Genomic DNA, 13,392 nt, shown 5'->3' with positions numbered 1-13,392 from the left:
TCAGGCCCGGGCCGGCGGAGGGGCGGCGATGAGGCCTGCGAGTTCCGAGAGTACCGAGGCCGCCTCATCCTCCAGGACGCCCACGGAGTCGGGCGCGGCCGCCGAATCGGGCAGCATGGCCCGCCGGGCCAGTTCTTCCAGCCTGCGGGCGCCGATGGACCCGGCCGCGCCGGCCAGGCCATGCGCGCCGCGCCGGTAAGCCTCCATCTCTCCCGCCGCCGAGGAGGCCACCATCTGCTGCACCAGCCGGGCCAGATCCGCCTGGAAGGTCCTGACAACGCCGATGAAGGCATCGCGGGGGAGCTCGCTGGCGAGCTGGCGGACAAACGCGGGATCGATGGCTTTCACATCGCCAGGGTTGCAAAACCCGGGGGCCCGGTCAACGCGGAGAGACATGCATATAGTTTCGATATGATATCTTTTTTGTGCCATGCGTCAGGCCTCGCCCAGACGCTGGGCCCAGGCCAGGCCGAGTTGGGACAGGATGGCGCAGGCGGCCATCACGAGGGCGGTGCCGAAGCCGGTGCCGATCTCCAGGACTCCCGTCATCAGGGTCATCAGCGCCCCCACCCCCATCTGCGCCGCCCCCACCACGCCCGAGGCAGTGCCAGCCAGCTTGGGCTGCACGCTGATGGCCGCGGCCAGGGAATTGGGCTGGGAGATGCCGTTGCCCACGCCCATCAGCAGCATCGGCAGGAAGAACATCACCAGCGAAAGCGGCAGCAGCCAGAGCGTGAACAGGGACAGCATGGCGCCGATGGTGGTCAGGATCAGCCCGATCTGCAGCATGAGCCGCACGCCCAGCCGCCCGGAGAAGCGCCCCGCCAGGAAGGAGCCGAGGGCGAAGGAGAGCGAGACCACCATGAAGGCAATCGCATAGGTGCGGGGCGTATGGCCCAGCCCTTCCACCAGCACCAGCGGCGCCCCGGCCATGAAGGCGAAGAAGACGCCGGAGGAAAAGGCGGTGACGAGGGTGTAGCAGCAGAAGACCGGGTTGGCGAAAAGCCGCGCATAGGCGCCGAGGATGCCGAAGATGCCCGGCAGCGGCTGCGGTTCCCGCAGCGTCTCCCCCAGGTAGCGGAGCACCAGCAGCGGCAGGACCAGGCCAATGACGACACAGGCCAGCATGGAGGCACGCCAGCCGGCCAGGACCTGCAGTTCCGCACCCACCAGCGGCGCCATCATCGGCGCCACAGTCATGCCCATCATGATGAAGCCGATCTTGCTGGCCGCCTGGTTGGCGGGGAAGACATCGCGCACCATGGCGCGGGTCATCACCATGCCGGCGCAGGCCCCGGCGGCCTGGGCGGCGCGCGCCACCACCAGCAGCCCCATGGACGGCGCCAGCGTGGCCGCCACCGAGCCCACCAGGTAGATGGCCAGCCCGCCCAGCAGCAGCGGCCGCCGCCCGAAGCGGTCGGAAAGCGGGCCATAGATCAGCTGCCCCACCGCGATACCGATCAGATAGACCGTGAGGCTGAGCTGCGCCGCGCTGTAGGGCACGGCGAAGGACTGGGCCAGCAGCGGCAGCGACGGCATCAGCACCTGCAGGGTGAAGGGTCCCGCGCCGGTCAGCAGCGTCAGCAGCCAGATGGACGGCAGGCGCGGCGGCGCATGCGGTGGCTGTAGGATCGTGGAGTCGTCACGGGCGATGTCACGGGGGCTCATGCCGCCATTCTCGCCCGCCGGCCCCGTCCCGGCCAGCCCGCTTGCGCCAGCCCGCTCGCGTCAGGCCGCCCAGCGCAGGCTGCGAAGCGCGGCGATGGGCCTGACGTGCTGGCGGGCGGCCTCGGCCTCCAGCAGCGCGTCGGAGGGGTCGGGGCCCATATTGTCGGCGGCCAGGCCCGTCATCGCCCAAACCGCGTCGATGCCGGCGTTCTGCGCGCCCAGCAGGTCGGTATGCGGGGTGTCGCCGATGGCCACCACCCTCTCCCGCGGCACGGCCAGGGTGGCCAGCACGGTCTCGTAGATCTTCGGGTCCGGCTTGCCGATCTCCATCACATCCCCGCCCAGTTCCTGATAGCGGTCGGAGAAGGCGCCGGCGCAGATCAGCCGCTTACCGCCGAACATCACCGCGCGGTCGGGATTGACGCAGAGCATCGGCAGCCCGTGCCGGGCACATTCCTCCAGGATCGGCTGGTAGGGCTCGACGCTGGCGGCGCCCAGTTCGAAATCGGGGCCGGTGTTCAGCAGCCATTCGGCCTCGGCCGGGCTGGAGACCAGGGGGAGGTCCAGTTCCTCGACCACCGATAGGTCGCGCTCCGGCCCGATATGGAAGGCGCGGCGGCCGAGCTTCGCGAACCAGGGGTCCTGGCGGTCGCGCAGCATGGTCCAGGCGACCTCGCCCGAGGTCACGATGCCGTCGAAGAGTTCGGCGCCCAGGCCCATGCCGGCCAGCTGCCTCGCCACGAACCAGGAGCGGCGCGGGGCATTGGAGAGCAGCACGATGCGCTTGCCCTGCGCGCGCATCCCGGCCAGCGCCTCCGGCACGCCGGGATAGGGCGTCTGCCCGTCATGCAGCACGCCCCAGATATCCAGCACGAAGCCGTCATGGCTGCCGAGCAGTTCGTTGACGCTTTCCAGCATACGCATCAGGCATCGACTCCCACGGCATCGGCGAGGCTGGAAAAGCCATCGCGTTTCAGCAGCGCGGCCAGTCCGCGCTTCAGTTCCGGCACCAGGGCGGGGCCGGCATAGGCGAAGCCGGCATAGAGCTGCACCAGCGCGGCGCCGGCGCGGATCTTGGCATATGCCTGCTCCGGGGTGGCGATGCCACCGCAGCCGATCAGGACGAGGCGCCCGGCGGCCAGGCGATGGACCCGCCGCAGCAGCGCGGTCGAGGGCTCGAAGAGCGGCGCGCCGGACAGCCCGCCCGCCTCGACGCGGTGGGGACTGGTCAGGCTGGCCGGGCGGGCGATGGTGGTATTGGAGACGATCAGCCCCGCCACGCCATGCGCCACGCAGGTTTCCACCAGGGCCGGCACGGCGTCTTCGGCCAGGTCGGGGGCGATCTTCACCAGCACGGGCGGCTGGCGCGGCGCATGGGCGCGGGCGTCAGCGATGGCCTGCAGGATAGCGGCCAGCCGCGCCTCCCCCTGCAGGTCCCGCAGGCCCGGCGTATTGGGGGAAGAGATGTTGACGGTGACATAGTCGGCCTGCGTCGCGACGCCGAGATAGAGGGCGGGGTAGTCCCGCTCCGGCTCCGCGCCATCCTTGTTGATGCCGATATTGGCGCCGAGCACCGCCGGCAGCGGGCGCGGCAGGGCGGCGAGCCGGGTGGCGAAGGGCTGCAGCCCGAGGTTGTTCATGCCCATGCGGTTGATGACCGCCGCGTCCTGCTCCAGCCGGAACAGGCGGGGCCGGGGATTGCCGTCCTGCGGGCGCGGCGTGGTGGTGCCAGGCTCGACGAAGCCGAAGCCCAGGCGCATCAGCGGCAGCACCGCCTGCGCGTTCTTGTCGAAGCCTGCCGCCAGCCCGATGGGATTGCGGAAGGAGAGGCCCAGCGCGGTGGTGGCCAGGACGGGGTCATCCACCCCGCGGTCGGAGCCCGCGAGCCCGAGGGCAAGCGCCTTCAAGGCCAGGTTATGGGCGCGTTCGGGGTCCATGCCGCGCATCAGCGGCATCAGGGCGGAGGCAAGTGCGGGGGTCATGACGCGGGCGCTTGTGCACCGCCGTGAGCCTGAAGGGAAGAGCCGCGCCCCTTCATCGCCCCAGCGGGGATTGCGCGGCCGGCCGGGCTGTGCCTCTTGCGGGCGCCTGGACAAGGGAAAGATGCCGTGACTGGCCCGTTGCTGATGATGGCCGCCCTGGGCCTTTTCGCTGTGCTGGATGCCAACAGCAAAATCCTCTCGGGCGCCTATCCCTTCGCGCAGGTGGTGGTGATCCGGCATCTGACGATGCTGTTGCTGCTCCTCGGCGGGCGCCTGCTGCGCCCTGGGCTGGGCGGGCCGCTGGGCACGGCGCATCCCGTCCTGCACCTGCTGCGGGCGGCGGGCATGCTGGGCTCGGCCGCCGGCTTCTTCCTGGCGCTGCGCGAGATGCCGATGGCAGAAGCCTATCTGGTCTATTTCACCGCACCCTTCATGACCATGGCACTGGCCGCGCTGGTGCTGGGCGAGGTGCCGCCGCGCGCCGCCTGGCTGTGGTGCGGGGTGGGGTTCCTGGGCGTGGCGGTGGCGATGGCGCCAGGGGTGCAGGCGGGCGGCAGCCTGCGTGCCTATGGATTCGTGCTGATGGGCACGGTCAGCTACGCGATGGTGATGACCATCAACCGGCGCCTGCGGAATGAAAGCGGCGTGGCCCGGCTGATCCTGTGGTCGGCCCTGCCGGGAGGGCTGGCGATGCTGCCCCTGGCCCTGCTGGACTGGCGCCCGCCGAGCGGCATCGACTGGCTGGCCATGGCGGCCAATGGCGTGCTGGCGGGGGCGGCGACCATCTTCCTGGCCCTGGCCTTCCGGGTAGCCACCGCGGCGCGGCTGGCGCCGCTGGAATTCTCGGCCCTGGTCTGGGCCGTGGGGCTGGACGTGGCGATCTGGGGCCACTGGCCATCCGCCACCGCCATGGCCGGCGCCGCCATCGTGATCATCGCCTGCATCATGAGCCAGCGCGTGACGCGGGATTAGGGGATTTCGGGCGGGAAGATGTGCTGCCCGTCCGGCCCCAGCGGCAGCGGCGTGGCCGCGCGGAGCGCCGAAAGCGGCAGCGGCGCATAGAGATGCGGGAAGAGGCCGGGGCGCCTGCCGCCGGCGGCGGGTTCCCATTTCAGCGCCTCCCCCAGCACCGCCGCATCAGCGGCCAGCAGCCAGAGGTCCTTCTGGCCGGCGCGGTGCCTGGCGGCGCTGGCACGTAGCTGCGCGGCGGTCGAGAAATGCAGGAAGCCATCCCGCCGGTCATCCGCGCTGCCGTGATAGGCGCCGTCCCGCTGCGCCGCGCGCCAGTCGGCATCATGGACCATGGTGTAGATAACGGGTTCCATGGCCCCGGTTTAGCGCGGTATCCGGGACCGCGCCACCGCCGTATGTTTCGTATTTGTTCTAATTCTGGGTCACAGCCTCCGCCTTGTAGAAGAGGAAGCCGCCCAGTTCGGCGCAGGGCGTCCGCGCCACCGCCCAGGCGGGCAGTTCTTCCTCCCCATGATGATGGGTGGCGCCGGAGGTGGGGTCGGACAAGAGCCCGGCCATGGCGCGGACGGCGATGCGGCGGCACATGGCCAGCGCCGGGGCGCCGGCCGGCGCGGCCATCATCAGCAGGTGGCGCGGGTGGCGCGGGTTCCAGCAGGAATACTGGAAGGGCGCGCGGCAGACCCCGGCCACTCCCCTGCCCCAGCGCGCGGCCTCGCCCTGCTCGGCACGCCGCACGCGGTTCATGACCACCGCCGCCAGCGCCTCGATGGCACGGACGGAGCGGGTGCCGGCCTCGGCCCAGAGGGTGAGCGCGAGGATATCGACCGGCGCCAGGACGGGGCTCGCCTGGTGCCTGTGGGGAAGAATGCTCATACCCTGTCCTCCGGCCGCCAGCCGCGCTGGGGCTGTTGCGCCGCCACCGCCGCGGCCGCCACGGTGGCGGCGCGGGTCGCGACATCCAGTTTTTCCTCGATCCGCAGCAATTGCTGCGTCAGCCGCTGGTCCACGTCGCGGATCAGCGAGAGCGGCACGTAGGTCCGCGCCACTTCCAGCTTGAAGGCCGCCAGCTCGTCGCGCGTGCGGGCCAGGGCATCGGGCCCGCGCGGCTGGGGCAGCGAATCCTCCGGCGCGGGGAAGCGCTCGGAAAGGCCGCGGCGCAACCCGTGCATCATCCAGAACAGCGCGGCCATCATCGGGGCCTGCACCGCCGTGGCCAGCATCTGCGGCTCCATCTCTGCGGAAATCATGCGGCCCTCCTCGGCCTGCTTGAACAGCGAAGGCGCCGGGGCCACCCTGCACAGCAGGGGGCCACCGGCGCCTCCGGCAACCAGTTGCGTTGGGAATGATGTGGAACGAGCCCTATCTTGAGACCTGCTGCCGATCGGCACTGCACCGTCTGACCCTGGTGGGACAGCTGGGACGGCCCGACGGGCTGAAGGACGGCCCCTGCCTGCACCGACTGGCCGGCATGGGCTTGGCGGAACAGGGCGTGGACAGCCGTTTCCGCATCACCGCCCCTGGGCGGGTGCGGCATGCGGATGAAATCCTGAAAGTGAAGAAGGTGGCCTGAGGACCGCGCGGCGGACGCAGTTCACCCGCTGGCGGAACGATACTGAAACGGAATTCTATCCTAGCGCAAGAAAAAAAGCTGGGCCTCGGCCGTTAATTCGGGCGCCGATATGCCACCGTCCCCGGCGGCAGGGTGAGCCTTGCCGCCGGCGGCGCCAGCAGCATCTGCGTGCGAAGCTGGCAGCAGCCGATGAAGTCGGCCCAGACCTCCAGTTCCACGGCGAAGACCCGCTCCTCATCCTCCCGGGTCGGAGGGCGGTCGAAGACGGGGTGCAGGATCGCGCCATGACCTCGCATGTCCAGCCTCGTCAGGAACAACATGAGGCGCCGGGGCGTCTGCCCCCGCAGCGCCCGCCGGACGGACCAGGCGAGGTCCGCCTGCCAGGCGTACCAGGCATCGGCCTGCCAGGGCGGCGCCACAAGGCCAACAGGGCGGGCGGGAATGAAGCGCCGCCCCTCCGGCGATTCATGCACCAGTGCGCGGGTGGTCGGCACTGCCAGCCCTCCGCGGAAGCGGAAGATGCCGACAGGCTTGTCGCCGGTGTCGAACCAGTCCTTCACCGGCGTGGCGGTAGCGGGCGAACAAGGCATCACCTGTGCCATGGGCCTTCTGCTCCATTGTGCAGGTGCAGCATGACATAGGCTGGCTTGCCGAACGGTAAAGCGTCCGTGCCTTCATGTGGCATCTGAAAGACCGAGGCTGGCGCTTGTGGAAATGCCAGGCTCAGGATTGCTGCATGCCGCGCCAGCCCGCTCCGCGCGGCGCGGGGGGCGCGCCGGGAAGCCGCACCGGCTCGGCCAGCAGGCAGCCGGAGAGGGCGTCCAGCGCATCGTCGCGAAGACCCGGGGTATCCGGCTTCCACTCCGCCATCTCGGTCGGGAAGGGCGTGCGGAACACCCGCTCATGCGCGTGCAGTCTGCGCGCCGCCAGCACCGGGTCCAGCGCGGAGAGGATGCGCTCCTGCTTCGCGTGGCGGCTGTGCTGCTCCACCACGGCACAGGCGGCCCCAGCCCGCGCCATCTCCCGCCTCAGCAGCGCCGGCAGGAAGCGGCCGATGCCGTTGGTTTCCACCCGCAGCACCGGCAGCAGCAATTCCCGGGCGATCTGCGCCACCTGTCGGCATTGCTGCGTCGCCGGATCGTCCCGTGCATCGGGGTCATGCGTGAGATAGGCCAGGCGATGCAGATAGTGGTTGCCCTCGGCGTCGCTGTAGGTGGCGGCGAGGACGGATCCATCGCCGCTGCCGGGGCGGCCATAGGCCGGGTCCCAGAACCCCCCGCCCGAAACCATCCGCCGCCCCAGCAGCGTCAGCACGGGGCGCCCAGCGGCCTCGTGGTAGTCAGTATCCTCGGCGTAGCGGATGATCAGCCGGGGATCGAGCCGCGCGGCGCCGCCGGCCACCGGCCGCAGGAGCATCTGCCGGCCGAAATGCACCGGCCCCACCTGCTCCCGCATCCGCGCGACGGCGCAGGCCGAGAAACGTTCAGGCCAGACGCTGCGCCCTGCCCCATCCAGCAGTGGAATCCGCAGGCGACGGTAGCTGCCGAGGAAGGCCGTGCCCTCATCCGGGTGCAGATAGAGGCTTTCCGCGCAATGCGGCGTGCCGACATAGAGGATGGTGCCGCCGGGGGTCAGGATGAACTCCGTCTCCGCCAGGCGCTCCCGAAGTTCGGCGCGTTTGCCTGGCGAGTCACAGTTTCCGGCCACTTCCACGTCATCGCAGATAATGACATCGGCGCGGGTTCCCGTGATATTGCCGCCCAGGCCCGCAGCCAGCATCGAAGGATCTCGCGGCGCGCCCTGGCGGTTGACGATGAAGCGGTCCGATGCCCAGGCCTCCGCCTGCTGCGGCACCAGATGCGCGCAGAGCGGATGCCGCTCGATGATGCGTCGGACGGCGGCGACCATCTTGGTGGCGAGCGCATGGTCCGCCGCCAGCACCAGGATCCGTGTCTCAGGCCACCGCGCCAGCAGCCAGGCGCAGTAGAGCCCAACCAGCGTGGACTTGCCGCAGCCGCGGAAGGCCATCAGCAGAAGCCGCCCCTCCTCCGCCCGCCGCCGCGCGTCCAGCCAGCGCAGGACGCGGCGGTGGACCGGCGGCGTGCCCTGGCCGAGATGCGTGTTCCAGACCCAGACGAATTCCAGAAGGTCAGCCGGGGCTTCCGTCATCGGCGCCATCCTCCTCATCCTCCCGCGGCTCGACGGCCAGCGCGCCGCGGGCCTGCCGCAGCAGCGCATGGGCCTGGGCGATGCCGGCCACCTCCTCCCCCGCGCCGGCGGCACGGGCGAGCTTCAGAAGATGCTCCAGATGGGCCAGCGCCGATTTCGCGGCGGCGTGATGCGCGGCGAAGGCCTTGGCATCGTCATGCATGCCCGGCGCGGGGCCGCGCGCGATGAAGGCGCCATAATCCTCCACCACGCGCATCACCGCTGCCTCCAGTTCGGCGGCCAGCGCCGGGGGAATGCCCTTCATGGTCAGATCCTCGGCTTGGTGGCGCGCAGATGGAGCGTTCCCGCGCCGATGGTGATATTCGCGCCGCTGATATTCTGCGCGGTGACCCGCACCTCGTCAGTACTACCGGCGCCGCCGACGCTGGCATGGAAGATCACGCCGCCGTTCTGGAAGCCCGAGGCCTTGGCGAACGAGGCCTGCACGAAGTCGCCCTGCCGCACACCTGTGAGCCGGACATCCCGCGTGGCCGTCTGGCCTGCCTCCAGCTGCCCCAGGGTCCAGTCTCCGTCGGAAGTCGTGTATTCCCGCACGCCCCATTTACGGCTGCCGCCATAGACCAGTGCCGGCGCATGCATGGGCGAGCAGTAAAGGCGCAGCGACTTCGCCAGCGCATCGGCGGTGCCGCCGCGCACGCCAATGGCGGCGAAGCGCGCATTCGCGTGCAAGGTCACGCGCTGAAGCTTGTTGATCGCCAGACCACCGACCAGGCCGTCCAGATTGGCATTGCCTTCCCAGAAGAAGGAAGGAGCACCAGCATAGACGGCGTTCATGTTGGAGAAGAGAACCGGGCTCGTCTCCGTCAGCAGGTTCTCGTTGCCGTCGAACTGCATCACCACCGGGCGAAGTTCGGTGCCCTCGGCCGCGATGAAGAACTCCTTGCACTCGCCGCAATCCACGACGAAGGCCAGTCCGCGGCTGGTGGGGATGCCCACGGCATCGGGATGAAGGTTGAACAAGGCCAGGCCGGCGAAGGCGGCCGCCGTCAGGTTGCCGGGTGGGCTGACGGGATTGCCGGCGAGCACGGCCATCTGCTCGAAGCCCACCCCGTCGGCGGTATCCACGGTCTGGCGGAAAGCGCGCTGCCGCAGGTTCTCCGCCGCCGCGACCAGCCGGGGCGTGCCATGCGCCGCCGCCGCCTGATGCAGCGGAATGACGGTGCCACCGGCGCGCGTGGCCGTGGAGGCATAGAGGATCCCCGTGCCGGTGAAGGCATAGGTGCCGGTATAGGCGACCTCATACAGGCAGTCATTCGCGCCGCCCGTATGCGCGGCCACGAAGGTACTGCACTGCTCCATGCGGATGCCACGCGCGACGATGCCACGTTCATCCCCCGCCGCCAGCAGGAAGGGGATGGCGGTGACGGTGGCAGGCGTGCCCTGGCGCTGCAACTCGAAAGCGGGACCCAGGAAGAGATGTGCGTTGTGGCGAGGATAGGCATCCGTGGCGCAGGAGAAGCGCACGCCGAAGCGGTCCATGCTCCGATGCGTGGCAGAGGAATTGGCGAAATGACCGCCGATATAGCGGATGCTGTTGTTCCAGCCGGCAGCCGTCTCGCAGCGGATATCGAGCCCGATGCGGTTGTCGACGAGACGGCCCAGGTGGATCGTGCTGTCCTCGAAGCCGCGCTCCACGCCCAGGGTGCGCACGCCGATGGTGAAGCCCTCGGCCTGCCGGATCTCGACGGTGGAGGCATCGAGGTTGCGGAGAAGAATGCCGATATCGCCCTCGTCCAGCCAGCTGGAGAGGGTGGCGCGCGTGACACGCAGGCCCTGGTAGAGCTTGCTCGCATTGCGCGCCGCCGCGCCGTCGCCCAGCGTCAGCGCCACCTGCCCGTCCGGTCCGGCATAGACGATGGTGCCGCGCATGGTCAGCCCCGTCGCGGCCCCCGGCAGCAGCAACGGCATGGTGGTGCGGTAACTGCCCTCGCCGATCAGCAGGTGCCTGGACGATGCCGCGGCGGCGTTCATCGCCGCCTGCAACGCCGGGCCGTCATCGTTGATGCCGTCGCCCATCGCACCGAAGTCGCGGGCCGAGAGAGCCTCGCCCATCTTGTCGGCGATGGTGCGGGGAATGGCGCCGCGATGCGGCACCTTCAGCGTCCCCTCCTCCCGCACGAAGGCCGTCGCATTGCCCAGGCTGTCGAAGCCCAGCACGCGATTGGCGCGGGCGCTGCGGTCCGGCAGCACCAGCCCGCTCGGCACCTCGCCGGGATTGGCGCGCAGCGTGTTGCCGAGATCGTCGCGGAATTCCTGCAAGGCCGCCACCTGGCGGTCCAGGTCGTCGTTCAGCGTATTGGCGCGCAGCACGCCATTGGGCTGGAAATCCGTGTTGCGGGAGATGACCAGCCGGCGCCGCAGCGCCAGCCTGCTCCCCGCCGCCGGGGGGGCCGGGAAGACGACGCGGCCACCGTCGGAGGCGCCCGCCCCCAGCACCGTGTAGCCGCCGGCCAGCAACAGCCCGTCCAGCCGCACCTCCAGATCAGCGGGCTGGAATATCGGAAAGGGGTAGATGAAGACTGTCTGCGCGCCATCCGCCGCGTAGTGCACACGCGGCGCGACGTCGCCGATGCGGATATGCTCGGCCATTCGGATCTCTCATGCGGAAGGGGGTGAGGAAGGGCGGGCCGGCCAGCGGGCGCAGCCTCAGTCGAGCAGGTTGCGCACCGCGTTACCGAAGCTGCTGCCGGCGCGCAGCCAGGTGGTCAGCGAGCCATCGGCGTACAGCAGGCTGCTGCGTCCACTGGCCATGCGGGCGGCGTAGCTCTCGTTGCTGTCCGCCGCCGCTTCCGCCGCATCCCGCGCGAGACCGGAGGTGACGGCACCGGCCGAGCCCTGGTCGGGGCTGATGCCGGAGGCGCCGAGGCGCGCGCGGGTGGAGGCGACGGCACGCTCCAGCCGGTCCTGCCGGCCGCGCGTCTCGGCGGCCTGGGTTGCGGCCAGCTGCTGCGCGCGCGCATCCAGCGACTGCTGCTGCGCCTGCGCCTGCGCCTTCGCGCTGGCAGCCTGCTGCTGCCCCTGCCGCACCGTGCCGTAAAGCGAGGCGCCGGTGCCGACGAGCGTGGCGATGGGAGCGAGTTGTGCCATCAGTCGGTCATCCTGGTCTCGGTGGTGACGGAAAGCAGCGTCATCGGCAGCGGCGTATCGCCCTCGATGCGCCAGAGCGGCTTGATGGTGTCGCGACGCCAGCCCAGGCCCCGCAACGTGACATCGCCGGTGAAGCTTGGCGGTGCCGCATCGAGCAGCGGCGTATCCAGCCGCCGGAAGGACACGGGCGCCGGACCCCGGCCAAGATCGACGGAGAGCGCCGCCGTCTCCAGCAAACGGAAGGTGGCCGCCACCAGCCGCAGCGGCCCCGCGCGGGAACCGGCGGCGGAGAAGAGCAGCGGCGGCAGCGGCTCCACCAGGTGCTTGAAGGCGAGCCCGGCCTGGATCGAACGGGCCGGCGCATCCAGCGTGATGGCGCCCGCGGCAACCGGAAACTCGCCACGCGGCGCGCCGTCGGCTACCACTTGCAGGCTGGTGCCGGGCAGATGCCCCAGCCCGCTCCAGACCCGGCGCTCGCTGTCGCTTTCGCCGCTCAGCCCGGCATCGACGGCCAGCATGTCGTCGAAACGCTCCAGCCGCCAGCCACCCAGGCGCTGGACGGCGCACCAGACGGTGCCATCAATCTCCGCGAGAGAGCCGAAAACGCCAGCGGTGTCCTGGCGTGTCCAGGCCGTCACCTGCTCCGTCCGGTAGAGCGTCAGCGTGGCCAGCCAGCCGCCTTCCATCGCGACATGCAGCAGCCGCCTGGTCTGGTCATAGGCCATGGCCAGGGGCGTCCGCACCAGATGCCGCGCCACCAGTGCCAGGTCGCTGGCCTGATAGGCCTGCTGCACCTCCGTATAGGCATATTCATGCACCGCCTGGCCGGAGCGGGAGACGAAGATGGTGCTGCCATCGACATCCACCGGCTGGATCAGCCGCGCGACGGGCGAGCCTATGCGCGTCTGCCGGTGCAACTGGATGGAGGCCGGGGTCATCGGGTCGCCCGTCACCATCCATTCGGCGCCGGAGGTGAATATCTGCAGGTGCCGGCCCGAAAAGACGGCGCGGATGGCGTTCACCTGATCCGACAGCAGGCCGAATTCGATCGCCTGGTCATCGAGCCCGGTGCCGAGGTCGAAGTTGAACAGGTCGCCCGAGCGGGAGAGCCAGAGACGGTTCGGCAGGTCCCGCGAGCCGCCCAGCACCAGGCGGTCCTGGTGGAAGCAGGCCGTCACCGGCCAACCGCGCGCGCCGCTGAAGGCGGCCTCGTCCCAGTCCTCGGTCGGCGCGGTGCCGTCCAGCGTCTCATGCACCAGGGCAGTGGCCGTCACCGGCGATGTCACCGCCGTCACGATTACCGGCTTCATACCGATCCGCAGCCGCGCATTGACATGGCCTGGCTGGAAGAACGGCGCGCCAGCGGTCAGCGTCACCTCTCCGCTGCTGCCGCTGCTGGCCATGGTGACCCCAGGCGGCGCGAAGCGGTGGAAAGGCTCGCTGATGAATTCCCAGCCCGAGAGCGTCCAGTCCATGTGGCTGCTGCGGGTGACGCGCTGCGGACCAAGCTCGGGGTGCAGGATCAGCAGCGTGTCGGCGCTCTGGGTATAGGCGATCTGCTCCAGCATCGCCTCGGTCCAAGGTGCCGGCAGCTGCGCCACCGGCACGTCGCCCATGAAGACCTGCAGGGAATGCGCGGTCAGTACCAGCAGGTAGGTCTGCTCGGTATTGAACTCGAAGGCAATCAGCCGCGCCTTGCCCGGCAGCAGCGCCACATGGCGCAGGCCCGGCCGGCGCGTGATGCCGCCGGTGGGCTGAATGAAGACATTGCGGAGGCGCCGCGCGCCATTCTCGAAGGCGCGCAGATCCCCGCGGCCCAGAAGCTGGTCGCCGAGTTCGCCTGCGGTGAAGCTGGTTTTGACGCTGCGTGCCAGGGCCATGGCC

Annotated in this window: 15 protein-coding genes; 2 read left to right on the top strand and 13 right to left on the bottom strand. The window is 70.1% G+C overall.

What is annotated here, in order from left to right; translation table 11 throughout:
• The 4 genes from IAI58_RS07080 to IAI58_RS07065 form a co-directional block, all read right to left on the bottom strand.
• Positions 1-348 carry an Hpt domain-containing protein gene (locus IAI58_RS07080; RefSeq protein ID WP_207448186.1) on the bottom strand — a complete coding sequence of 116 codons (348 nt, stop codon included), beginning with the start codon at positions 346-348 and terminating at the stop codon, positions 1-3.
• Positions 349-435: 87 nt separating this feature from the next.
• Positions 436-1,668 carry a multidrug effflux MFS transporter gene (locus IAI58_RS07075; protein ID WP_207448184.1) on the bottom strand — a complete coding sequence of 411 codons (1,233 nt, stop codon included), beginning with the start codon at positions 1,666-1,668 and terminating at the stop codon, positions 436-438.
• Between the two features lie 60 nt (positions 1,669-1,728).
• Positions 1,729-2,592 carry a TIGR01459 family HAD-type hydrolase gene (locus tag IAI58_RS07070; protein ID WP_207448182.1) on the bottom strand — a complete coding sequence of 288 codons (864 nt, stop codon included), beginning with the start codon at positions 2,590-2,592 and terminating at the stop codon, positions 1,729-1,731.
• Positions 2,592-3,650 carry a quinone-dependent dihydroorotate dehydrogenase gene (locus IAI58_RS07065; protein ID WP_207448180.1) on the bottom strand — a complete coding sequence of 353 codons (1,059 nt, stop codon included), beginning with the start codon at positions 3,648-3,650 and terminating at the stop codon, positions 2,592-2,594. The genes IAI58_RS07070 and IAI58_RS07065 overlap by 1 nt, the downstream gene beginning before the upstream one ends.
• Positions 3,651-3,776: 126 nt before the next feature.
• Between IAI58_RS07065 and IAI58_RS07060 the strand changes: the two genes are divergently transcribed.
• Positions 3,777-4,622, top strand: a complete 846-nt coding sequence (locus IAI58_RS07060; RefSeq protein ID WP_237182925.1) for a DMT family transporter — start codon at positions 3,777-3,779, stop codon at positions 4,620-4,622.
• On the opposite strand, the gene IAI58_RS07055 is transcribed toward IAI58_RS07060, so the two are convergent.
• The 3 genes from IAI58_RS07055 to IAI58_RS07045 are packed head-to-tail and all read right to left on the bottom strand — an operon-like array spanning position 4,619 to position 5,869.
• Complete coding sequence (locus IAI58_RS07055) at positions 4,619-4,975, bottom strand: DUF952 domain-containing protein (RefSeq protein ID WP_207448178.1); 357 nt, start codon at positions 4,973-4,975, stop codon at positions 4,619-4,621. The two genes, IAI58_RS07060 and IAI58_RS07055, sit on opposite strands and share 4 nt — an antisense overlap.
• A 58-nt stretch (positions 4,976-5,033) precedes the next feature.
• Entirely contained in the window at positions 5,034-5,495 is a 462-nt protein-coding gene (locus tag IAI58_RS07050; protein ID WP_207448176.1) for a cell wall hydrolase, read from the bottom strand.
• The gene (locus tag IAI58_RS07045) at positions 5,492-5,869 is read right to left on the bottom strand and encodes a hypothetical protein (RefSeq protein WP_207448174.1); all 378 of its coding nucleotides are present in this window, start codon (positions 5,867-5,869) and stop codon (positions 5,492-5,494) included. Before IAI58_RS07045 ends, IAI58_RS07050 begins: the two co-directional genes overlap by 4 nt.
• Positions 5,870-5,967: 98 nt before the next feature.
• On the opposite strand from IAI58_RS07045, the gene IAI58_RS07040 reads away from it, so the two are divergent.
• Positions 5,968-6,192, top strand: a complete 225-nt coding sequence (locus IAI58_RS07040) for a hypothetical protein (protein WP_207448270.1) — start codon at positions 5,968-5,970, stop codon at positions 6,190-6,192.
• A gap of 92 nt (positions 6,193-6,284) precedes the next feature.
• Here the strand turns inward: IAI58_RS07040 and IAI58_RS07035 are convergent, their stop codons facing one another.
• From IAI58_RS07035 to IAI58_RS07010, 6 genes are all read right to left on the bottom strand, one after another.
• Positions 6,285-6,794, bottom strand: coding sequence for a hypothetical protein (locus IAI58_RS07035; RefSeq protein ID WP_207448172.1), 510 nt, complete (start codon positions 6,792-6,794; stop codon positions 6,285-6,287).
• Positions 6,795-6,915: 121 nt separating this feature from the next.
• Positions 6,916-8,361 carry a phage terminase large subunit gene (gene terL, locus IAI58_RS07030; RefSeq protein ID WP_207448170.1) on the bottom strand — a complete coding sequence of 482 codons (1,446 nt, stop codon included), beginning with the start codon at positions 8,359-8,361 and terminating at the stop codon, positions 6,916-6,918.
• Positions 8,342-8,665, bottom strand: coding sequence for a hypothetical protein (locus IAI58_RS07025; RefSeq protein WP_207448168.1), 324 nt, complete (start codon positions 8,663-8,665; stop codon positions 8,342-8,344). Before IAI58_RS07025 ends, terL begins: the two co-directional genes overlap by 20 nt.
• A 2-nt stretch (positions 8,666-8,667) precedes the next feature.
• Positions 8,668-11,010, bottom strand: coding sequence for a hydrolase (locus IAI58_RS07020; protein WP_207448166.1), 2,343 nt, complete (start codon positions 11,008-11,010; stop codon positions 8,668-8,670).
• 57 nt (positions 11,011-11,067) lie between these two features.
• Entirely contained in the window at positions 11,068-11,508 is a 441-nt protein-coding gene (locus tag IAI58_RS07015) for a hypothetical protein (protein WP_207448164.1), read from the bottom strand.
• Complete coding sequence (locus IAI58_RS07010; RefSeq protein WP_207448162.1) at positions 11,508-13,388, bottom strand: phage tail protein; 1,881 nt, start codon at positions 13,386-13,388, stop codon at positions 11,508-11,510. The genes IAI58_RS07015 and IAI58_RS07010 overlap by 1 nt, the downstream gene beginning before the upstream one ends.
• Positions 13,389-13,392 lie beyond the last annotated feature (4 nt).

The organism is Roseomonas marmotae (assembly GCF_017654485.1).
Lineage (GTDB): Bacteria > Pseudomonadota > Alphaproteobacteria > Acetobacterales > Acetobacteraceae > Pseudoroseomonas > Pseudoroseomonas marmotae.
Note: the sequence above shows the minus strand (reverse complement) of the source record. Positions and strands in the feature narration are given on the sequence as shown.

What these genes read in the sequence shown, in the direction of transcription:
- IAI58_RS07050 (WP_207448176.1), bottom strand. Translation starts at nt 5,495, where the DNA reads ATGAGCATTCTTCCCCACAGGCACCAGGCGAGCCCCGTCCTGGCGCCG.
- terL (WP_207448170.1), bottom strand. Translation starts at nt 8,361, where the DNA reads ATGACGGAAGCCCCGGCTGACCTTCTGGAATTCGTCTGGGTCTGGAAC.
- IAI58_RS07045 (WP_207448174.1), bottom strand. Translation starts at nt 5,869, where the DNA reads ATGATTTCCGCAGAGATGGAGCCGCAGATGCTGGCCACGGCGGTGCAG.
- IAI58_RS07040 (WP_207448270.1), top strand. Translation starts at nt 5,968, where the DNA reads ATGTGGAACGAGCCCTATCTTGAGACCTGCTGCCGATCGGCACTGCAC.
- IAI58_RS07065 (WP_207448180.1), bottom strand. Translation starts at nt 3,650, where the DNA reads ATGACCCCCGCACTTGCCTCCGCCCTGATGCCGCTGATGCGCGGCATG.
- IAI58_RS07010 (WP_207448162.1), bottom strand. Translation starts at nt 13,388, where the DNA reads ATGGCCCTGGCACGCAGCGTCAAAACCAGCTTCACCGCAGGCGAACTC.
- IAI58_RS07035 (WP_207448172.1), bottom strand. Translation starts at nt 6,794, where the DNA reads ATGGCACAGGTGATGCCTTGTTCGCCCGCTACCGCCACGCCGGTGAAG.
- IAI58_RS07055 (WP_207448178.1), bottom strand. Translation starts at nt 4,975, where the DNA reads ATGGAACCCGTTATCTACACCATGGTCCATGATGCCGACTGGCGCGCG.
- IAI58_RS07020 (WP_207448166.1), bottom strand. Translation starts at nt 11,010, where the DNA reads ATGGCCGAGCATATCCGCATCGGCGACGTCGCGCCGCGTGTGCACTAC.
- IAI58_RS07075 (WP_207448184.1), bottom strand. Translation starts at nt 1,668, where the DNA reads ATGAGCCCCCGTGACATCGCCCGTGACGACTCCACGATCCTACAGCCA.
- IAI58_RS07070 (WP_207448182.1), bottom strand. Translation starts at nt 2,592, where the DNA reads ATGCGTATGCTGGAAAGCGTCAACGAACTGCTCGGCAGCCATGACGGC.
- IAI58_RS07025 (WP_207448168.1), bottom strand. Translation starts at nt 8,665, where the DNA reads ATGAAGGGCATTCCCCCGGCGCTGGCCGCCGAACTGGAGGCAGCGGTG.
- IAI58_RS07015 (WP_207448164.1), bottom strand. Translation starts at nt 11,508, where the DNA reads ATGGCACAACTCGCTCCCATCGCCACGCTCGTCGGCACCGGCGCCTCG.